Annotated in this window: 16 protein-coding genes; 6 read left to right on the top strand and 10 right to left on the bottom strand. The window is 48.1% G+C overall.

Translation table 11 applies throughout. The features are described from left to right. Window positions 1-12: 12 nt before the first annotated feature. From DFQ01_RS07505 to DFQ01_RS07465, 9 genes are all read right to left on the bottom strand, one after another. Window positions 13-714 (bottom strand): thioesterase II family protein, encoded by a 702-nt coding sequence (locus DFQ01_RS07505; protein ID WP_110043249.1) that lies wholly within the window; start codon window positions 712-714, stop codon window positions 13-15. A gap of 6 nt (window positions 715-720) precedes the next feature. After that, window positions 721-1,656, bottom strand: a complete 936-nt coding sequence (locus DFQ01_RS07500; protein ID WP_110043248.1) for an ACP S-malonyltransferase — start codon at window positions 1,654-1,656, stop codon at window positions 721-723. A gap of 141 nt (window positions 1,657-1,797) precedes the next feature. Further along, complete coding sequence (locus tag DFQ01_RS07495; protein ID WP_110043247.1) at window positions 1,798-4,227, bottom strand: ABC transporter permease; 2,430 nt, start codon at window positions 4,225-4,227, stop codon at window positions 1,798-1,800. Window positions 4,228-4,233: 6 nt separating this feature from the next. Beyond that, window positions 4,234-4,989: an ABC transporter ATP-binding protein gene (locus tag DFQ01_RS07490; RefSeq protein ID WP_110043246.1), complete on the bottom strand. Its 756-nt coding sequence runs from the start codon at window positions 4,987-4,989 to the stop codon at window positions 4,234-4,236. Window positions 4,990-5,104: 115 nt separating this feature from the next. Beyond that, the gene (locus DFQ01_RS07485) at window positions 5,105-6,529 is read right to left on the bottom strand and encodes a sensor histidine kinase (protein WP_245946567.1); all 1,425 of its coding nucleotides are present in this window, start codon (window positions 6,527-6,529) and stop codon (window positions 5,105-5,107) included. A 14-nt stretch (window positions 6,530-6,543) separates the two neighbouring features. Then, window positions 6,544-7,269: a response regulator transcription factor gene (locus DFQ01_RS07480; RefSeq protein WP_110043244.1), complete on the bottom strand. Its 726-nt coding sequence runs from the start codon at window positions 7,267-7,269 to the stop codon at window positions 6,544-6,546. 450 nt (window positions 7,270-7,719) lie between these two features. Continuing rightward, entirely contained in the window at window positions 7,720-8,445 is a 726-nt protein-coding gene (locus tag DFQ01_RS07475) for an HAD family hydrolase (RefSeq protein ID WP_174812709.1), read from the bottom strand. 24 nt (window positions 8,446-8,469) lie between these two features. After that, window positions 8,470-8,973, bottom strand: a complete 504-nt coding sequence (locus DFQ01_RS07470; RefSeq protein WP_110043287.1) for a metallophosphoesterase family protein — start codon at window positions 8,971-8,973, stop codon at window positions 8,470-8,472. A gap of 34 nt (window positions 8,974-9,007) precedes the next feature. Continuing rightward, window positions 9,008-9,292, bottom strand: coding sequence for a hypothetical protein (locus tag DFQ01_RS07465; protein WP_110043242.1), 285 nt, complete (start codon window positions 9,290-9,292; stop codon window positions 9,008-9,010). A gap of 172 nt (window positions 9,293-9,464) precedes the next feature. Here DFQ01_RS07465 and DFQ01_RS07460 point away from each other — a divergent pair, with 172 nt between their 5' ends. Next, on the top strand, window positions 9,465-10,757 hold the full coding sequence (locus DFQ01_RS07460) for an arsenic transporter (protein ID WP_110043241.1): 1,293 nt from the start codon (window positions 9,465-9,467) through the stop codon (window positions 10,755-10,757). A 99-nt stretch (window positions 10,758-10,856) separates the two neighbouring features. On the opposite strand, the gene DFQ01_RS07455 is transcribed toward DFQ01_RS07460, so the two are convergent. Further along, window positions 10,857-11,501 (bottom strand): cell wall hydrolase, encoded by a 645-nt coding sequence (locus tag DFQ01_RS07455; RefSeq protein ID WP_110043286.1) that lies wholly within the window; start codon window positions 11,499-11,501, stop codon window positions 10,857-10,859. A gap of 1,056 nt (window positions 11,502-12,557) precedes the next feature. Between DFQ01_RS07455 and helD the strand changes: the two genes are divergently transcribed. The 5 genes from helD to DFQ01_RS31350 all read left to right on the top strand — a co-directional run bounded on the left by helD (window position 12,558) and on the right by DFQ01_RS31350 (window position 22,280). Next, window positions 12,558-14,957 (top strand): RNA polymerase recycling motor HelD, encoded by a 2,400-nt coding sequence (gene helD / locus DFQ01_RS07450; RefSeq protein ID WP_110043240.1) that lies wholly within the window; start codon window positions 12,558-12,560, stop codon window positions 14,955-14,957. 204 nt (window positions 14,958-15,161) lie between these two features. Next, window positions 15,162-16,709 (top strand): spore germination protein, encoded by a 1,548-nt coding sequence (locus tag DFQ01_RS07445; RefSeq protein WP_110043239.1) that lies wholly within the window; start codon window positions 15,162-15,164, stop codon window positions 16,707-16,709. Beyond that, a complete protein-coding gene (locus DFQ01_RS07440) occupies window positions 16,706-17,809 on the top strand; it encodes a GerAB/ArcD/ProY family transporter (RefSeq protein WP_110043238.1) in 1,104 nt (367 codons plus the stop codon). Before DFQ01_RS07445 ends, DFQ01_RS07440 begins: the two co-directional genes overlap by 4 nt. Then, window positions 17,806-18,924, top strand: a complete 1,119-nt coding sequence (locus DFQ01_RS07435) for a Ger(x)C family spore germination protein (RefSeq protein WP_110043237.1) — start codon at window positions 17,806-17,808, stop codon at window positions 18,922-18,924. Before DFQ01_RS07440 ends, DFQ01_RS07435 begins: the two co-directional genes overlap by 4 nt. A 209-nt stretch (window positions 18,925-19,133) precedes the next feature. Then, on the top strand, window positions 19,134-22,280 hold the full coding sequence (locus DFQ01_RS31350) for a DUF6359 domain-containing protein (protein ID WP_219993693.1): 3,147 nt from the start codon (window positions 19,134-19,136) through the stop codon (window positions 22,278-22,280). Window positions 22,281-22,338: the final 58 nt, after the last annotated feature.

Genomic DNA, 22,338 nt, shown 5'->3' with positions numbered 1-22,338 from the left:
TCTTGATCATATTCAGAGTTTAATCAAATGTTGGCTTCCGACCAGAATACGGTTCAACGTGCTTACAATTTCATCGATCTGTTCATTAATGAAGAAATGAGTACCTTCAAATGAGTGATAGCGGCCTTCTCCGAGGATGTAATGATTCCACTCCATCATTTGGTCACGGGGAATATCGAATTCGCTGTTGAATAAACTGACTTTACTCGTTATAAAGGGGGGCTTTGCAGCGGAAACGTACTGTTCCACCGCTCTGAAATCATTCCTCAACAAATCAAACACATACGCTGAAAACGAAGGATCTTCCATAATGCCCGGCGGAATGCCCCCCATCTCAATGGTTTTGCTGTGAAAGCTTGTATCATCAAGATAGTGATACCCTCGGCATTGGTATAAATGAGGTGGTCGCATCGCCGATATCACAATATGTTTAGGGGGCGGTTGTTTAGCAACGCGTATTTGCCGGTACAATTCTAGAAGCACATAGGCGCCCATACTATGACCAAACAGTGTATACTCATCATCTTTTGTATCCAGTTGATCGATTACACTTGCAGCCATATCTTCAATGCTGTAACATAGCGACTCTTCCGATCTTGACCCCCTTCCCGGAAACTCAACCGGAAACAGTTCTATTCTTCTATCCAATAATCTCTTCCATCTCAAGTAGGTAAACGAGAAACCTCCGGCGTAAGGTATCGCGTAAAGTCTCATCTATTCTCACCTACCCTCATGGAAAGCAGTCTCGATCAGTTTCCGATCCCCGCTTAACTCATAGCTATGTACTTTGTAGTCGTCCGTTTTCATCAGTTTGGACAAGACTTGTCCGCTGCCAAGCTCAATCCAGATGTCGGTGTGCTGCCGTTTTATGTAATCCATACTTTGAAACCACTTCACCGGATGGACCAGTTGATGAAATAAATTACCCGTCACGGACGACTGATGGTACGGCTTCTGGGACCAATTGCTAATGACCGGGTATTGGGGCGGATGCTGTTTGCACTGCCCGATAAATTCAGCCAGCGGCTCGGCAGCATTGTCCATCATTGGACTATGAAACGGAGCGTTGCCAACGATTCTACGATACGACGCTCCACGCTTAGCAGCCTTTTTCTCCAAAAGAGCGATATCCTCTTCAGTTCCAGAAGCACAGCATTGAACGCTGGAATTGTTGCAGCTTACCCAGACCTTTCTTCCATTTCTCCGCATCGTTCTGCATAACTCTTCGATTTCTTGATAGGGAGTATTGTAGATAACGGTCATAACCCCCTTCTTCTCTTCCATTACGCTCTGCGCGAGCTTGGCGCGGAATATGACGATGGATAGTGCAGTTTCAAAGGAAAACACGCCGGCACATGTCAATGCACTGTATTCACCCAGGCTGTGGCCTGCCATAAAGGAAGGGGTTGCTTGATAGTTTTCCATAAAATGTCTGAAGGTAGCCAAGCTTGCCGTCAATAAAATCGGAGCGCTGATCGAAATGTCACGAAGCATCTCCTGCTGATCCTCAAAACATATGCGGCGAAAATCATAGTTCGTAAGCATTGAAGCTTCCTCAAACGTTTGTCGTACGGTGCTGCTTTCCTGATACAATTCCCGTAACATGCCCTGTTTCTGCGAAGATTGTCCGGGAAACAGAAATACCACTTTCCTCATTACGAACCTCCTGATCGAACCCGTGTACTAGAGAAACTATAATGTTATGTCAGTGCTATAATAATATATATTTCCATAAATGTAAATACAAGGAAACCCAAAATTACACCAGCTAAGCGCCAGTGTGATTTTGGGTTTCCTTTATTCGATAACCAGAATCCGTGGGGATGTGCGGGCCACTACTCTCGATGAAGCCCACGTGCCGAGGCCTGCCGCGGCCATCGTAAAGCACGCCATCGAAATAATCGCCCCCCAATTAATGATGAGCGGGAGATCCGCAATGCCGTAATCCAAGAAAATACTGCGAAGGATGACTGGAAGAAAATATACGCCGAGCACCATTCCAAGCACTGCACCGATAGCCGATACCGCAACGATTCCCCTGGTAACGGACCATCTTATTCGGCTCGAGGTTAGTCCTACGGACTTATAGATGCCGTAAGTCTTGCTTTCTTTTCGGATGTTCGTCCGGCTGATGCTGTAAATGATGACCATCGTGACGGCGGTGAACAGCAGCCCCATAAAGCTCATCGGGAGGATAATAGATGCAAACGCCTGCTTAAACGTGGCGTCCAGAAGTGTCTGCATCGTCGCCACCGTAGCGGAATCCTTGTATTTCTCTCCAATTTCGCTAACGATCGTGTCCGCATCCAGCGGGTCATTCACATTGATAAAAGCTGCAGCATAGTCGCCATAGTCCGGGTCACTAACCTGAAGGGTGTCCGCAATAATCCGGGCTGATTCTGATTGGTTCGATATCGACTGATAGATGCCGCTGACGATAAGCGACTGTTTATGCCCTTCGATATAAATCTCAATCGTATCCCCAACATCTTTGTTCAATTGTTTGGCAACACGGATGCCAATCGAAATTTCATTTTTATTTTTAGGATTTCTACCTTTGATCGTCGTATAACCGACTTCATCATAGCTGCCGTCAAGGACGGTGACGCTAAAATTCATAGACTTGCGATCCACTGTGTCTACATCCAAATCTGTAGCTCCCCCGTCGGACACTACCGCATTCACATACCCCAGCCAGCCTATATTTTTAATTCTCGTGTCCGAGCGCATGAGCTGGTCGACTTCGCCTTTAGGGAAGCTTGAAGAGTTAACCACTACAAGGGAAATATCGGACGAATCATATCCCCAATCGGCGGCTGTTTTCTTGATATTGCCGATACTGTATAGCAGAACAAAACCAAGAACGAGGACAGCCGACATCACAGTTGCCAGCAGCAGCATCAGAATGGAAGCTTTCCTATTCTTCATTACATTTCTTAGCCCAAGAACGATTGACAGCGGCGCTCTCCCGAAAGCGAGCAACGAATTTTGTTTGGCGCCGAAACGCTTGAGCAATTTACTGTTATCCGTTTCAGACATTCCGAACCGAATCGCCTGCATGGGCTGAATCGAACGGGCTTTATTGGCGTAATAAGCAACACACAGAATGACCATTACGATGACAAAGATACCTACAATAAGGGTGATCAAACTTTCGGCCAGACCTCCAGGCACCGGTATGCCTTTCAAGGAAGATAGCGTATTCTTAATAATCAGGTCGGAAAGCAGACGGCTGATGGCCAGACCTGGAACAATACCGATGATTGAAATGAAAATATACTGCATCAAATAAACGCTCGCTATTTTTTTCGAAGTTAGTCCAAGCGCCTTAATCACGCCAATGGTTTTGTAATTGGATAAAATATCATCCGATATCGTAAATCCGATCGTAAACAAAGCGACGAGAATCATAACGATGCCCATAAAAATCATAATAAAACCAATGATTTTATTAATAATCAAATAGAATGAAGACATTTGCTCTAAGCTTATTTTCGTTTCCAGAAAAGGGGTGCCCATCTCTTGCTCGAATTTGTCCCAATAGCTTGAGCTGCTGCTGTAACCCTCATATCTCAAACCAAGCATATATTGCTCTTTTCCTTCAATACCTTGTACGGTCTGGGCATAATCCTCATGATTCATCCAAATTCTTGCGTCGGTAGGGAAAGGTGCGCCGAAAGGAATATCAACAACGACTGCTGACACCTGCAAAGTAAATTTTTTGTTACCGGTAGAGAACTCTAGCCGGTCTCCTACAGCCAAGTCGTATAAATAGGCGATAGAAGTAGGCAGCCAAATTTCTCCTTTCGCAGGAACGGCGCTCTCCTTCCCTTGTGCAAACAATAGCTCATCGACCACAAACGGACGTTCCGGGGTATCCATCATATATAGCGTCAGACTGGATAGCTCCGTAGACGAAGGTTCTCCTTCCTTCTTCATTCCACCCACTTTACGGAAAGGGAGCAGCTTGGAAGTACTGACACCATCCTGTTTGTTCCACCATTGATACACTTGATCAGGGTCATGCAGCCCCTTCAGCATCTCCAGCATTTCATGGGAGCCATTCGTTTTCTTGTGCATATCCGTAAACAGATTGTTGGAATTCATCATTACCGTAATAGAGGTGGCAAGCAGCAGAGTAGACAACAGGATCAACAGGCCGATCATTCCATTGTGAAATTTCTTCTTTCTCAGATTGGAAAGACAAAGTGTAAGCACAGCCGTCATACTCGCTTACCCCTTTCCGGAAACACAGGAAAAAATGACGGCTTCCCTGTCTTTGATCTGGGAGTGATCAAATTTATCAAACTCCAATGTATCCACAATCTTTCCGTCTCGAATAACGACCAGCCGGTCCGCACGGCACGCCGCCTTGATATCATGTGTTACCATGACCACGGACTGTCCTTTCCGGTTCATTTCCGTTAAAATATCGAGCACAGCCACCCCGTGATCATAATTCAAGCTTCCTGTGGGCTCATCGGCAAATATGAGATCCGGCGAATTAATCAATGCTCGGGCAATCGCCGCTCTCTGCTGCTGGCCCCCTGAGGTTTGTGACGGCAGCCGGTTTTTTTGCTCGCTGATCGCCATGGCATTCATCAGAGAATGAACGGCACTCTTCACTTTGTTTTTGGGCTGACCTGCGATATATCCGGGCAATGCGATATTCTCAAATAAAGTCAGATCCGGCACAAGATTGATGCTCTGATAGATGTAGCCGATCTGGCGGGTCCTGAACGCAGCTAATTGTCGTTCGGAGTATTTATCTATACGTTTTCCCTGAAAATACACCTCACCTACGGTAACGGAATCCAGACCGCTCAGCATGTAGAGCAAAGTTGATTTGCCTGAACCCGAATTCCCCATGATTACAGTGAAATCGCCTTCGTACACATCAATATCTAAATTCCGAATCGCATGAAATTGCTCCGTGCCGGTCGAATAGGTTTTACACAGATTCTTCCCTTGAATGATCGCTCGTTTCATCGCAAAAAGTGCCTCCTTCAATAAGATGATGATCTTATTCTAAGGGGCACTTATAGATAAATCCTTATTCAATTATTAATGAAACATTACTTGCTGATAGAGCTCGTATCACTGGCTAGCCCATCGGAATCAAACAATAAAATACCGTTCCGCTCCCTTGCCTGCTTTTGAAGTAAATCGTGCCTTCATGGGCTTCAATGATGTATTTGCAAATGGACAATCCCAGGCCCGTTCCCTTGCTCCGCGCTCCTTCGTTGGACTTTCCTTTGAAATAACGGTCAAAAACAAATGGCATATCTTGAGGGAGGATGCCATTACCCGTATCCGCAATCGTGATCTTCAATTGACCTTGCTCCAGTTCAATGTTCACCCGGATCGTATCGCCTGCAGAGGTATGCTTCAGCGCGTTTGAAATCAGATTGGCGATAACCTGTTCCATCCGCTGCGCATCCACGTGAATCAGCACATTAGGAATTCCCTCGGGTTCAATATAATGAACGCCGGTGGTACGGATATAATGACCGATCGGTCGTAATATCTTATCAAATACTTCTCTACTGTATTGCTCTGTCAGCGTCACAGAAATCTGACCAAGCTCTTTTAAGGCATGAAGCAGCAAATCCTCTGTTAACCGGCTCATTTTTTCGGTGCTGTTATGCATGACCTCCACATATTCCATGACCTCCTGCATATTCGAGCAGCTGCCTTCTCGGATCGCTTCAATATACGCTTTGAGCGTTGTCAAAGGGGTCTTCAATTCATGAGAAATGTTCGATATCAATTCCTTTTGTGCTTGCTCCTGTTCATCCCTTCGATGGCTGTGATGCATAATTTCCAGCCTCATCTGATCAAACATCGCATATACCTCACCGATTTCATCCATGTTCTGATAGGTGAATTTTTGTTCTAAATCCCCCTTTAGAATCGCCTCGGAGAAATCCTTCAATTGATGAATCGGTTTCACCATATCTCTGCTCATTTTTCTGTGAATCTGGATCACGAGCAATGCCAGAATCACCAGCAGTAACGCGATCGTGAGGTACGGTGCAAGCACTTGCAGCTTCGTTCTGCCGGCAAACACTAGAGATGCGGGTATTGTAAAAATAGCATTGCCCACTTGAGCTTGCGTTACCTCGTCAACTACAGGAAAGGCGATCCGGTAACGCTGATCCGACAATCTAGCCTGATACAGATCATAATGCAGATCCGTGCCCGGATTGATCCGAGCGCCGACAGCGTTACTGTAAGAATTAAACACAATCTGTCCGGTGAGATCCGTGTAGACGACGCCTGTATCAGAAGCCTCTGCCATGGCACGTAGTGACGCTTGAAGTTCGACATCATTCATGATCTCAGCATAATGGTTATCTAAGAACAAGAGCATCTCATTGACATACAACCTCACTTGATTGATGACCGCCTTGGACTCCGTTCCCTGTTCGATATTCACACGATTCCAAAAGAAATAAGTCGTGCACGCAAACACAAGAAGCAAACAAATCACGACCTTTAATAGCCATTGTCTTATCCACTCATTCAAGTACATAGGAATCCCTATTCTTCTGAAACATCGCTGCAAAATTTATAACCGATTCCCCAGACGGTCTTAATATAGGTGGGATTGGACGGATCATCCTCCAGCTTCTCTCGTAATCTGCGGATATACACGGTAATCGTGCTCTCATCTCCATAAGCCGTATAACCCCAGACGGCATCCAAAAGCTGGCTCTTCGAAAACACCTGATTTTTGTGCTTGGATAGATAGAACAACAGCTCCAGCTCTTTGACGGGAACCGATATCTCCTTTCCGTCTTTCGACACCTTGTATCCTTTCCGGTCCACCGTAACATTGCCGAACCGCAGGACATCCTCCAATTCAGGCGGCATCAACTGCGGAGTGGGATTCATGCTTTCCACTCTCCGCAAGTTCGACTTCACCCTTGCCAGCAATTCACTGAGAGAGAACGGTTTGGTCATATAATCATCCGCCCCAAACCCGAGACCCAGTACTTTATCCGTATCGCTGCCACGGGCGCTGAGAATAAGAATAGGGACATTGTTGTTCCCCCTAATCTGACGGCACATCTCAATGCCATCAATATCGGGAAGCATAATATCGAGAATAATAAAATCAGGATTAAGCGACTCTATGGATTGCCAAGCCTCTTTACCATCATTAGCAATATAGACGTCATATCCATTCCTCTCTATGTAATCTTTGATAATCCGGGAAATATCCAGATCATCTTCAATAATTAAAATTTTGCGATTCCGACTCATATCAGACCTCCTATTGTAAATATCACCATTATATTCTACCATTTACAATACATCATAGGTATAAAGAGTGCTATCTTGAAGTTAAACTTGCGTTAATTAACGTGCGAAGCGGAGCTAATGGATGAAGCAATGAGGATTTAAACGAGAGTTTAAATGGGGGACGCAATGGTTGCCAACGTGTTTATTTGATGGAAAATACGTTGATTTGTTCGCTAACGGTTGTGGTAAAGGGTATTTCGGATAAAGGGAACCCCTTTTACTCAATAACGACGTAATAAGCTCGACGGCAACCATTAGATTTGAAATGTGGTCATTACTATCACAATAAGCTCTTCAGCAACCGTTACAACCTTAAGCTCCTTTCGTTCCATTGCCAGTCACCTATTCATCAAATATACAAACAAAAGCCCGTCCGCAAGGACGAGCTTTGATCTAAGCCTATTTCAACGTCTATTTCGACGTTACTTCCACACCAAGCAGCTTGCGGGCCATGTCCTCAATCGTGCTCACTTCGTGCGTAGGGCGGTGATGCGACTCAGGCTGACGTCCGCGGTTGTTGAGCCATACACAGCTCCAGCCGGACTCACACGAACCAACGACATCGTTACGCCAGTTGTCGCCAATATAGATGCAGTTCTCTGGTTTCGTACCCGTACGGCGGTTTACCTCAGCGAACAGGTTAGGATCCGGCTTCGCCATGCCAAGCGCATCGGAGACGAATACCCAGCCTTTATTCGCAAAACGTTCAACGCCAAGCGCCTCGATTTTGCGAGTCTGATGGACGACCGGTCCATTCGTAATAATGCCGATGTCATGCCCTTTGGCCCGGATCGCTTCGAGCAGCGGCACGATGCCCTCGGAAGGCTGAATGACGCGCTGTTCTGCTTCATAGGCGAGCTGCAGCCGATCGGCCAGCTCATCGGACACCTTGATGTCATATTCGGCAAAAGCAAGAATGAGCCGCAAGCGACGCGTTTCCTCCAGCGACATCTTCCCTGCAACATAGTCGTCCCACAGCTCGTCGCTGTGATGACGCACTTTTTTGAACAAGCGATCGAACTCCGCCCATTCCTTGTCCGTCCACATCCCCTCGCGTATTAGCGACATGCGGAACGGCTCCATCTGATCATACAACGTATCATCCATATCGAAGAAAAAATGTCGAATCTCTTGCATCTTGTCCAGTCCCTCACTCATCTGTCATTTGTTCAAATATTTCACATGCTCGGCCGTTAAACGGCCTTCATGAATCGTAAATAGTCCGAATGCATAGTGCGTGGACCGTCTCCGGTCCGTCGGCGATCCCGGATTGAATAGGAGCACTCCGTCGCGCTGCTTGTGCAGCGGAATATGGGAATGGCCGAATACAATGACATCCACCTCGCCTGGCTCGAACGCACGGAAAGCACGCGACTCCGTTTCCTCCCGTTTCCCCTGTCCGTGCCCGTGCACAATGCCGATTCTTACACCTTCAAGCGTCACAATACGGCGCAGACCGAGCATACGAACAAGCTCCGGCCCATCGTTGTTGCCGCATATGCCGTACACAGGCGCATACTTGCGAAGCATCGTTACAACCGAAACATCCGTCCAATCTCCCGCGTGCAAAATAACATCTGCCTTCTTCAGCGCCTCTACGAGTCGCTCCGGCAGCTTCTTCGCCATTCGCGGCATGTGGGTGTCGGAAACGACGACCACCTTCAGCATGCGCCCACGCTCCCTTCCAATCCGTCAGCTATTATTCAGACGCCGGCGTCGCTTCCACAAGCTGTGCCTTCGCTTCGCCGATCAGTCGGAAATACAGGTCGTCATCTTCTTCAATCGCGTCCTCGACGAGTTCAATCTGTTCTTCTGGTCCCGAGCCATCGAGGAAGAACAGGCTGTAGCCCCAGTCGCGGCCCTTCTTGCTTTGCAGCGCCATTTCGTACTTGCGTACATGGCCTTCTACTTCGAAATGGACGAAGCCAACGTAACCGTCCTCATCCGAAAATGTCATTCCTGCCTTCAATACGTTCAAGTTCATTACTGGTTGTACCCTCCATTGGACCGATAATCGATTCATCTCATTTTCCATCATACCACTGCCTGTTAGGCCGTCGCCAGCGCCCTGTACGAAAATCATTTACGTCCGGTAGGAAATCCGTATAATAGCTTAAGGAGACAGCATTGCAAACGGATAGGGAGACTATAGTCACATGGGAGTTCTGGCACCTTTATTATTCGCATTAACCGTCAGTATGGTCATCTGGCAGCCGCGCAAGCTTAACATTGGCTGGTCAGCAAGCGGCGGCGCATTAATCGCTGTCATACTCGGAATCGTCGGATGGCGGGACATCGTTGAAGTTACATCCATTGTGTGGAACGCAACATTTACGTTTATCGGCATCATTATCATTTCGATCGTATTAGATGAAATCGGATTTTTCGAATGGTCGGCCTTACATATGGCTCGTCTTGCAAGAGGCAGCGGACGACGATTGTTCGTCTATATGGTCTTGCTCGGAGCTGGCGTATCGGTCTTCTTCGCGAATGATGGTGCGGCACTCATCCTAACCCCAATCGTACTCGCCACTGTACGAGCATTAAATATGAAGGATCGCATGGTGCTTCCGTTCGTAATGGCCTGCGGCTTCATCGCGGATACCGCATCCGTCCCGCTCATTATAAGCAATCTCGTCAACATCGTTGCAGCGGACTTCTTCGGCGTCGGGTTCGCGCAATATGCCGGACGCATGATCATTCCTGGCCTCTTCTCGATTGGCGCGAGCTTACTTGTCGTTTACTTGTACTATCGCCGTTCAATCGGCAATCCGTATTCGGTATCGGATCTGCCAGAACCAAATTCGGTTATTAAAGATATGCGATTGTTTAAGCTGTCATGGATCATATTAGCGGTCTTGATGGCAGCCTACATGTCGAGCGAGTGGCTATCCGTTCCGGTTTGTGTAATTGCAGGCATCGCATCCGCTGCGCTGCTTCTGGCGGCAAGACGAAGCCCACACATTAAGACAAGCGAGATTATGAAGCAGGCGCCGTGGTCCATCGTCGTATTTTCGATCGGGATGTACGTGGTCGTCTACGGGCTGCGCAATGTCGGTCTAACCGATCACCTAGCCGATCTGCTGCAATGGTTCGCTGATCAAGGGCTGTTCGTCGCTTCAATAGGCGGCGGATTCGTGGCAGCGATATTATCCTCGATCATGAACAACCTGCCAACCGTTATGATCGACGCACTTGCGACCGCGGATACAGAAACAACTGGCGCAATTCGGGAAGCACTCATATTCTCGAACATTATCGGTTCGGATCTTGGTCCCAAAATGACGCCAATCGGCTCGCTCGCTACTCTCATCTGGCTCCATGTACTGAGCCGCAAGGGTGTGACGATTTCGTGGTTGGATTATATGAAGACGGGCATCGTATTGACCATCCCGGTTCTATTCATAACGCTATGCGGATTGTATGTATGGCTGCTGATCCTGCACTAATAGGTATGCTTAACGTATGAAAAGGCCTTGCGAAATACTCCAGTCGGAGACTCGCAAGGCCTATTTTTATACAGCTTATCCTATTGGATGATGTTAATCTTATACGGCAAAAATATGATTGCCGATCTTAACGGTTTGTGTCCGCGACCAGATCCAGCTCGACGTTGCCGTGTTCGGATTGAAGTAATACAACGCATTACCCGTTGGGTCAACACCACGAACAGCGTCTGTTGCAGCTTGGTAAGCTGTGCTATCAGGCGTCAGGCTGAATTGGCCGTCATCTACTGCAGTGAATGCGCCCGCTTGAAGAATGACTTCACGGACCGTATTCGGGAATTCCGACGACTGGACTCGATTCATAACAACTGCACCGACAGCGACTTGACCTTGATATGATTCACCGCGCGCTTCCGCATAGATGATGCGTGCGAGCAGATCGAGTTCTTCTTGATTGACCGAGACTTTCTTTAGCAGCGACCATGTTTTCGATCCAGCGACACCATCTGACGTAATACCATAATCAGCTTGGAAACGTTCAACGGCATCTTGCGTCATCGAACCATAGTACGTCGTAACCGTTGAATTATTGAAGTAGCCGAGTACCTTCAGACGGAATTGCAAGTCAGGTACATCAAGCGATGTAATACCATACTTAAGCGTCGATGGCGATGCCGCTTGCGCAGCTGGCAAAATCGCACTAAACGCAATCATCATACTGCAAACCGCAATCAGCCATTTCGGCATGTTTTTCTTCTTTGTGTTGATCGTCATGTTGTTATTCATGTTGTGAGCTCCCCTTTTTCCTTAGGATGCGAATTGTGTTGTTCGTATCGGTCGTTATGGTCGGCTCGCTGCTTGGGACTGAGTTTAGCACAGCACAGTTACAGATTTGAACCCCTTTTGCATAATTACATGAATTTGGATAATGTATTTAATAATAGAAAAAACGTCCCCGATCGCAGGCTAGCTCCCAATGAAAGCGATTACCGGGGATGAGGGGCGCTGCCCCTTATGACCCCATAAAATATAGGGGGCTTCGCCCCCTTGGTCCGTATATCTTCTATTGTCCACCCACCCAAACCCTCCCTGGAAGGGAGGGCCCCAAGGGCTCTGCCCCCTGGACCCCCGAAGGACTGGTATAGATACGATTGAACGCGTGCTCGCTTTCGTCCCTTCGGGACACGCTATAGGTATGTGGTGACTAGGTGGGTTAGTGGACTTCCCTACTTGTTCGATCAATCCCATCAATCGTGCCAATACTCGCTTTCGTCCCTGCGGGACACGCTTTACTTGATAATTAGCGCGAACATGTTTGAATAACTTTACCCCTCATTTCCCCCATCCGGAGTCCATAAGTTTCCCGCCCGGTACTCTTTCAGGAAGGATTCAGGTGGGTAGAATAGACTTAAATAAAAGCGCAGCACGCACGAACAAAAGCTTTGCCCTAAAGGGGCACGCGACTCCTTGCTAGGAGTAGATTGTTTCATCATTCGTACCTCATTCGACCCTTTCCGGGGTCCAGGGGGTGGAACCCCCGGGGCCCTCCCTAGCAGGGAGGGTTTGGGTGGGTAGAACTCTTGGTTTGGGTGGGTAGAACGCTTGGTTTGGGTGGGTAGAAATGTTTCAGTAACGGGTAAATAAAAAATGGGGTCAAAGGGGCGAAGCCCCTTAACAGCTGGGGTCCCAAGGGGCCAAGCCCCTAGGCAGCAAGGTGGTTCACCTTGCATGGGTTGGCTTTTTACGGATATAATTATGGTTTGAATAAAGGTTACCTATCGCCCAGATGGAGGTCGTATATAGATGAGCGAATGGTCTACGGAATGGGACAAAGAGCAGCGGCGCGTTAACGAAGTGATTGCTGCGTTCAAGAAACGGATCGCGAAGTATGAGCCGAACGTTGGCGAATTGCGTACGGAGGTTGTCGACTTCCGCACCAATTTCTGGGATGACGTGACGGTCAACTTGAGCAATGATGACGATATTCTTGAGACATTCATGAGTATGAAACAACAGGCGCAGATCTTGTCCGAGCGCGAGCACAGTCATCGGCATTTATTGAATCAATTGAAGCGCACGCGCAGACTGCTGCCTTCGCCTTATTTTGGACGGATCGATTTTCATGAGAAAGGTACACCTGCAAGCGAGAAGCTGTACATAGGCGTCGCCTCCTTCCTTGCGGACGACGACGAGACGTTTCTCGTATACGATTGGCGGACGCCCATCGCAAGCTTGTACTATGATTTCCCGCCTGGCCCGGCAGCGTACAACACGCCAGGTGGTGAAATTAGCGGAACGATCGAACTGAAGCGTCAGTTCTCGATCCGTGACGGCGTTATTCGAACGATGTTCGATACCGGCATGACAATCGGCGATGAGCTTCTGCAAAATGTACTGAGCAAAGGCGCAGGATCGCAAATGCAGTCCATCGTCGCTACGATTCAGCAAGAGCAGAACCAAATTATTCGCAACGACAGCAGCAGGCTGCTCGTTGTGCAGGGTGCCGCTGGCAGCGGCAAAACATCGGCAGCGCTGCAGCGCGCCGCGTATCTTCTATATAAACATCGCGAGCGATTGACCGCGGAGCAGATGGTGCTATTTTCGCCAAACCCGATGTTCAACAGCTATGTCGCAACGGTACTGCCGGAGCTTGGTGAAGACAACATTCAGCAGACGACGTTCCAAGAGTATCTCAATCGCCGACTCGGCAGCAGCTTTGATGTAGAAGACCCGTTCGATCAGATGGAATATGTGCTGACGAAACAAGATGATCCGGACTATGACGCAGTCATTGCAGGCATTGCCTTCAAGGCATCCTCCCGCTTCCTTCATCTTATGCGCGGCTACCGCGATCGACTGCTGACGGAGGGCATGAAGTTCCGAGGCATCCGGTTCAAGGGACGCACGGTGCTGTCACGACAAGCGATCGAAACGCAATTTTATAACTCGAAGTCGGCAGCCTCCCTCTCCTACCGCATCGATGAACTGAAAGATTGGATTCTGCAGCAGCTGCGCAAGCTCGAACGTGCGGAACGTTCTGCGGAATGGGTTAAGGAAGAGCTCGATTATTTGGATCAAGAGCAGTATCAGGATGCTTTCAACCGATTAGCCAAACGTCAGCAAGCCAAAAACCCAGCGTTCGACGATGCGCAGCAGGAAGAAGAGCTCCTAAGAGAAGGTGTTGTTCGGACGCACTTCAGACCGCTGTATCGTAAGGTCAGGGCGCTCCGTTTTGTCGATACGAAAGGGTTATATCGGCAGTTGTTTGAAGATGATTCGCTTGTTGCCTCGCTGCTTCATGAGAATGAGGCCTTGTCGAACGATCCATCCGGCTTCCCCAATGAAGAGCTTTGGAAACAGATTTGTGCTCGCACGATTCGGTTGATGGATGAAGGCAAGCTGGCCGCCGAGGATGCGACGCCGTACTTATATTTGAAGGAACTTATCGAAGGATTCCAAATGAACGGCAGCATCCGTTATGTGTTGATGGACGAAGCGCAGGATTATTCCGCCTTCCAATTCGAATTTGTGAAAAGATTGTTCCCGCGGGCGCGCATGACGGTGCTTGGCGATTTCAACCAAGCGATCTTCGCACAAGCGAGTGACTTGCATGAACGCAGCGGATCTCCTTTAGAAGATCTTTACGGACCAGATGACACCGCATGGTTGAACTTAACGAGAAGCTACCGCTCGACGCGTGAAATCGTCGATTTCACACGCGCAATGCTGGCGGACGGCAACCGCATCGTACCGTTCGATCGAACTGGCGGCAAGCCAATTGCTATTCAATGCTTAGATGCTGCTGATCGCGATCGACGGATTGTAGAGGATATCGCTGCGCTGCAAGCTGAGGGCTACGGTTCAATTGCTATCATTACAAAATCACAGGCAGAAGCGATTGAAGCATACGAGCGCCTCCGCTCCGTTCCTGCTATCGGTGAATCACTGCGTCTCGTGAACAAAACGACACCTCAGTTTGAGCATGGACTGCTTATTATCCCGGCGTATCTTGCTAAAGGTGTTGAGTTCGATGCGGTACTTATCTATGATGCATCTGCCAGCTGCTATGGCCGAGAGTCCGAACGCAAGCTTTTCTACACGGCATGTACACGTCCGATGCACCGACTGCGTATGTATAATCCAACTGACGCTTGGTCGCTATTTGTTGTTGGTGTGAGTGAGGATTTGTACGAGAAAGTGTAATTCAATCATACACAAGCCCACTTCGAGAGGGCTTCAGACAGCGGAACCGAAACCCACGTTTTCTTAAAAACGTCGGGTTTCTTTCGTATGATCAGGTCAGCCAGCGATTTCTGGCTGGCCTTTTTGCTTTACACCCCTCCGTGATACATATTCCTCCACACCACGGAGATAATAAGGAAAATTAAGGGACAGATGGTGGCTGGTATGGATAACAAAACTTTAACGAGAGGATTTCGAAAATATCGTGATGTTGCTACCCGCGTGGAGCCTGCGAGAACCGATCCTTTAGAAGTCGATCTTAGACAAAATTTTGAAAAGCTTAAGGAAATCTTTTCGAATACTCCGGACCTGATCAATCGGCGTTTTATTCTGAAGGCAGACAATCGTCAAGCTCTTCTCGCTTATCTCGAAGGATTATCGGACAAAAGCTCCATCAATCGCGACATCCTTACACCGCTTAAACAAGGAACAGCTGAAATTAACGGTATCAATGATTTTCCGGCAACGATCGGCGAATTTCATCAGTTAACAGATTGGGGACAGGTCGAGCACATGCTATTCGCCGGTTACAGCATCCTGTTCATCGACGGAGAAAAGGTCGCTTATGCTTGTGGATCTCAAGGGTGGCCTCAGCGTGCGATTGAGGACCCTCAATTAGAAACTTCGCTGAAAGGGGCACATCAAGGCTTCGTCGAAACAGGAGGCGCCAATGTTGCATTAATTCGACGATATATTCCGAATCGAGAGCTCAAAATTAAACAATTCACGATCGGGGCCAGAAGTCAGACCAAGCTTTCTATTCTATACTTGTCTGACGTTGCCAATATTCAAACTCTGAATGTGCTGGAAGAAAGATTAAGCAAGCTGGACGTTGATGCAGTCATTAATACGGGAGAGCTGGCGGAGCTAATCGAAGATTCGCCTTTCTCGCCTTTTCCTCAATTCATATTGACGGAACGCCCAGACGCTGCATCATCTCAGATTCTTCAAGGCAAATTCGTCATAGTGGTAGATCGTTCGCCAAGCGCGCTTGTCGGCCCTGTCAATTTCATTTCTTTCTTTCAGAGTGTCGATGATTACAGCACGCGATGGACAATCGCGACATTCATTCGAATGCTGAGGCTGCTCGCCTTCTTCATCGCCATTCTACTGCCCGCGATCTACATCTCGGTCGTATCGTTTCACTTCGAGGTCATTCCGATGAAGCTTTTGTCGACGATCGGACAATCGCGGGCAAAGGTCCCCTTCCCTCCTTACATGGAGGCCGTCTTCATGGAACTGACGCTTGAGATGTTACGCGAGGCTGGTGTCCGTCTACCCGCGCCGGTCGGACAAACGGTCGGCATCGTCGGAGGTATCGTCATTGGTCAAGCTATCGTACAAGCTGGCCTTATAAGCAATATTATGGTCGTCGTCGTTGCCTTTACCGCAATTGCATCTTTCATTTTGCCCAACTACGATATGGGGGCAGCAGTTCGACTTGTCCGCTTCGCGATGATGCTATTCGCTTCGCTGTTTGGTTTTGTAGGAATCGTCGTCGGTCTAATGACTTTGATCGCTCATCTTCTGTCCCTGAAATCCCTTGGCGTACCGTACAGCACGCCATTCGGGCCAGTGCGTTTCCGTGATTGGAAAGATACGATGGTGCGAATACCGATTTGGTTGATGAAGAATCGTCCAACGAGCTCGAATGCACAGCAGGATACAAGACAAGGTGATACCGGTCACCCGAGAGAGGATGAGCGCCATTGAGCCCATTCGTTAAGTCCCCCCTATCTTTCCTTCAATATGTATTTATCATTGCCGGCATTCAAATCGGCATCGCTATTCTATCTATACCGAGGGAGATGGCGCGTTTTGCCGGAACGGATGGCTGGATCGCAATCGTACTCGGGTGGTTGATTACAAGCATCCCAAGCCTGCTGACCGTCCAAATTATGAAAGGAAGTCCTGATGGCACCATCCTGGATTTAATTAAGAAAAAACTAGGAAGATGGCTGGCCATCCCCTTTGCTCTCGTCTTTGCAGCTTACCTCGGAGGGATGGCCTATATCGGACTGCTTCGAACGCTGTTAATTATCCGGGTTTGGCTCTTGCAGAATACGTCGCCCTTCATCGTATTGGTACTTCTGTTCATCCCAACCTACATCGTCACAAGAGAAGGAACGAACATGCTCGGAAGATTTGCCGAGGCGATCTTCTATTTTCTATGCTGGCTTCCTTTTATCTATTTACTGCCGCTGAAGGAGGGACAATGGTTAAACATTATCCCTATCCTAAAGGAAGGCTGGCTACCGATCCTGTCTGCCGTTCCGACCGTTCTCTTTGCCTATTTGGGCTTTATCGCCGTTTTTTTCCTGTATCCTCATCTAACGCATAAGAAGCATGCAGGCGCCGGGGTACTGCTTGCAAATACGATTACGATGATGATGAATTTGCTTATTACGCTTGTTTGCTTTGTTTATTTCAGCCCAAGCGAAATGATTGAAGTCAATCAGCCCGTCATTTCCGTACTTAAGACGATACAATTCAAATTCTTAGAGAGAATCGAGATTATTTTTATCTCGCTCTACATCGGGCTTTATTCCCTTAGCTGGATTCCCGCGCTTTACTTCATGGCTTATTGTCTGAAATGGACAACGAATGGCGCAAGAGTCAGAAGCTACCTGATCGGTCTGCTTGCCTTTATCGGGATCGGAACTTACTTTTACCTTCCGACATTTAATCAGAGTGTCTGGCTGGAGTATATGATGACCAGAATCGGAATTGTCGTTGAATATATACTTCCGATTGTGATTTGGATTTATCTCGTAATCAGAGAGAAAGTACGTAGAGAGGAACAGCTGGGATGAAGACAATAATCAGGGGAACTTGGCTCTTCCTTGCTCTCATTATTGGAGGGTGCGGAGATAAGATTGATCTAGAAGCAGCAGCAGTCCCACTAGCCGCAGGCATTGATCTAGATGACAACAATCAGCTTCGGTTTTACGTATCCAATCCCGTATTCGGGGATAAGAATAATGAAGAACAACAATACAATATCCCGGTAACCAGTCTTCGTGAATCAAGAAGCATTCAAGATGCGTATACGTCAGGAGCCCTGGAAGGAAGGAATTATCAGGTTTACGTCGTTGGCCGAAAGCTTCTTCAGCACGAGAACTGGTTCAAAATTCTGGATGTCGTCTTCAGGGATGCACGAAACACCGTTCTTGACCGCATGGTTGCATTCAATGGTCCCCTTGAGGAAATGTTTACCGTTAAGACGGATAATCAGCCTCCCCTTCCCGTTATATTGCGTGGGATGGTCGATTCCAAAAGCAAACGAGGAGCAACGGTACTTACTACCGTTCAAGACATGCATCGGCAGATTTTTGAAGAAGCCCTTACCCCTAGTTTAAGCGAAGTAACCTACGATGCTAAGCAGAAGAGTTTTCGATTATCAGGAACAACATTATTAACACACAAAGGAAAGTATGCAACCTCCATTGGATTTCAAGAAAGCGTGCTCCTGAACCTATTAAAGAAAGATGCGACAAAAGGAGTTTCTCTGTCCTTCGCTATCCCTGGAGAACCAAATTCCGACTTCTTCTCTTTGAATAGAGCTAGCTTCAGCGTTCGGGACATCGATACAAAAATTAAATCTTCCTATTCAAATAATAATTTCCATTTCCTAATCCGGATGAAGGTGTCAGCCGCCATGACCGAACAGTTGTTCACTCTCGATATTCAGCAGCATGCAGATATCCTGGAGAGAAAACTGTCGCAACAGATGCAAAAACAATTGGAAAAGTTGATTCGTAAGTTTCAAAAGCACCAAATTGATCCCGTAGGGTTTGGCATTTATGCAAGGGCCTATCAGTATCGTCATTACAAGGAAAATGAGAACAATTGGGGAGAAGCCTTCTCGGATGCAGAGATTAAATGTGAAGTTAAAGTCACAATCAATTCCATGGGTACCGTCAAGTGAGCCACATACGGTAGTCGCAATCAGCGGCTGCCGTTGTTTTATTTAGGAAACCCATCATTAGCATTCATCATTTCCATCTCAATTACTCGTTTTCTGTTACAAAGTGATACACCCTTTAGAATTGTTTAACGCCTATTTAATAGATTCAAAATGTTACTCCTCTATTCTATCAACGCAACAATTAATAGAATCGGAGGGAGATTAACACAATGTTACACCGCTTGCATCACAAATGGGCTGGGATCGTACTAGCTGCTGCTTTACTGTTGACGAGCGTGCTCGGCTTTGCGCCTAATGCCGTTTACGCTGCTAATGCTGATGGTTCGCTGACGGTTGCAGAGGCGATTGCCAGCAACACCGGAACGCAAACCGTTGAAGGCTACATCGTTGGACATGCGACAGGATCTCTGACAGCAAATTTCCAGGCACCATTCAGTAACGACTTTAACGTTCTCATCGCAGATTCTACAACAGAACAGACGAACGGGAAGCTGCTGGACGTACAAATCTCAGCTTCATACCGTTCACAATACGGTCTGCAAACGAATCCTAGCCTCATCGGCAAGAAAATCAAGGTAACAGGCACACTCGGTGCTTACAACAATTACGCTGGCTTGAAATCGCCTACTTCCTTGTCATTCATTGATGATACAACGACAATGACGCCTGACCCAGGCACAGGCGGTGGCACGACAGATCCAGGCACTGGTGGCGGTACAACCGATCCAGTCGTCACTCCACTGCCAGACGGTACGGGCAAAAAAGTACTATTCGACCAATCCCATGGACAGACGGCTGGTGCAGCGGACTGGGTGATCGATGGCGGCTTCTCGGACTTCGCCGACGGTTTGCGTGGTGCTGGCTTTGCGGTAGAATCGCTTGAACGTGCTGTTCCTTTTACATTCGGTGAGCAGGCAGTGACCTATGAGAAGCTGAGTCAATATGATGTATTCGTTATCGGGGAGGCAAACATCCCTTACAAAACATCAGAACAAGCCGCAATGCTCCAATATGTACAAAATGGCGGCAGTATTTTCTTCATCGCCGACCACTACAATGCCGACCGCAACAAAAATCGTTGGGACGCTTCGGAGGTTATGAACGGCTACCGGCGTGGCGCTTGGACCAACCCTGCTAAAGGAATGACCGCAGAGGAAGCAGCTTCCCCTGCCATGCAAGATGTTCAAAGCTCCGACTGGCTTGCAACGAATTTCGGTGTACGTTTCCGTTACAATGCGCTTGGTGATGTAGACAATATGACGGACGTTGTTGCACCTAACCAAGCATTCGGCATTACGACTGGTGTAACGTCTGTTGCTATGCACGCAGGTTCAACACTAGCGATTCTCGATCCATCCAAGGCAAAAGGTCTTGTTTATGTACCAACGAATGTTTCAGCTTGGGCAAACGCGGTTGACAATGGCGTGTACAGCGGCGGCGGTCGTGCCGAAGGTCCATTCGCGGCAGTATCTAAGGTTGGTGCTGGTAAAGCTGCATTTATCGGCGACTCCTCCCCTGTTGAAGATGCAACACCGAAATATCTCCGTGAGGAAAATGGCGCAAAGAAAACGACCTACGACGGTTTCAACGGTGAAGCGAACGATGCGACGTTCCTCGTCAATACGGTCAAATGGCTCGCGAATCATGAAAGCTACACGACTTTATCGGAAGTATCTGGCCTGCAGCTCGACCAGCCGACACAACTGCTCGCTTCGGAAGCACCCGCTCAATCGACTGAACCACAAGCTGAACCTTGGGCCGCTCCTGATGCAGGCTACAAATGGTACGATCCTACCACGTTCAAACCAGGTTCTTATGGTTCCACTACAGCTCCAGCGGTTGAAGCGCAATATGCGCTCGTGCATCAAGCGACGCTGCCAAACGCAGTACCGTTCCAAATCCGCGTAACGGCTGATAATCTTCTTCCTGGCCAAACGGTTTCCGGACTGACGGCAGGCATCTACCTGACTGGTGGTACGCAGGTTGCGAAGGCTCAAAATGCGGATGGCACTTGGCCAACATCGTATGGCTACAGCGCCAGCTTCTCGTTAACGGCCGACTCTGCTGGACATGCCTACAAAGACCTGACTGTTCAATTGAACCCTTCCACAACGGGAAGTGCAAACTTGCGACTTCGTGTTGATGGCACCAACATCATTACCGAGTCCGTAACGGCAGGTAATGTAGCAGCTGAGCCGCTCCCAGCGGATCAAACGCCAGTTCCGGCAACGATCTCGATCGCGGATGCACGTCTGAAAGCAGATAACTCGGTAGTAACGATTGAAGGCGTTATTACGTCGGAACCGGGAGCTTTTGGCGGACAAGGCTTCTACCTGCAAGACAGCACAGCAGGTATCTATGTCTATCAAACCTCAACGGGCTACCATATCGGTGACAAAATCAAGATCAGCGCAATTAAGACGGTGTATAACACTGAAGTTGAACTGAGCGATTCTGTAGCATTGGAGAAAATAGGAACTGACGCAATTCCAGCCGTACGTCCTGTTTCATCCCTCAGCGAAGACAATCAAGGTCAACTTGTTCAACTCGATAACGTCACGATTGAGAACTATATTACAGGAACGCCAGCTGGCTCCTTCGAGTTCGATGCCGTGAACGACTCTACTTCCACTCATGTTCGAATCGACGTCCGCACGGGCATTAGCCAAACCGATTTTCAAGCTCAATACCCTGCAGGTTCGGTAGTAAACATCTCAGGTGTATCGTCGATCTTCAAAGGTACGTATCAATTGAAGCCGCTCTCGCTATCGGATGTAACGGCTGTAGATACGACGGCTCCAACTGCAACAGTTACTTACAGTACGACAGCTCCTACGAATCAAGACGTAGTCGCAACGATCACGCCTAGTGAGCCGGTAACGATTACGAACAACGGCGGTTCCGCGAGCTATACGTTCACTGATAATGGCAGCTTTACGTTCGAATTTGTTGATGCGGCTGGCAACATTGGTTCGGCGACAGCAACCGTGAACAATATCGATAAGACTGCACCTACAGCAACGCTCTCGGTCGATACACCAGTCATTAACCAGAACAATCACAAGATGGTTCCTGTCAAAGTGTCCGTTAACGCTATAGACAACGTCTCTGGTATTGCATCAATCGTGCTCACTTCCGTCACATCCAATGAGTCGGATAACGGTACGGGCGACGGCAATACGGCGAACGACATTCAAGATGCAGCGCTCGGCACGTTCGACACTTCCATCAGCCTCCGCGCTGAGCGTTCGGGCAACGGCAATGGCCGCATCTATACGATTACGTACACAATCACGGACCTTGCTGGCAACACGACAATAGCTTCCGTTCAAGTAACGGTGCCTAAAGGCAAGTAATCATACGTCATGTTTCATCAATAAAAGCAGCCATCGCATGGATGGCTGCTTTTATTGA

It is taken from the genome of Paenibacillus cellulosilyticus, assembly GCF_003182255.1.
GTDB classification, from domain to species: Bacteria; Bacillota; Bacilli; order Paenibacillales; family Paenibacillaceae; genus Paenibacillus_T; species Paenibacillus_T cellulosilyticus.
The sequence above is the reverse complement of the archived record's forward strand: the minus strand, read 5'-3'. Positions and strand labels throughout refer to the sequence as shown.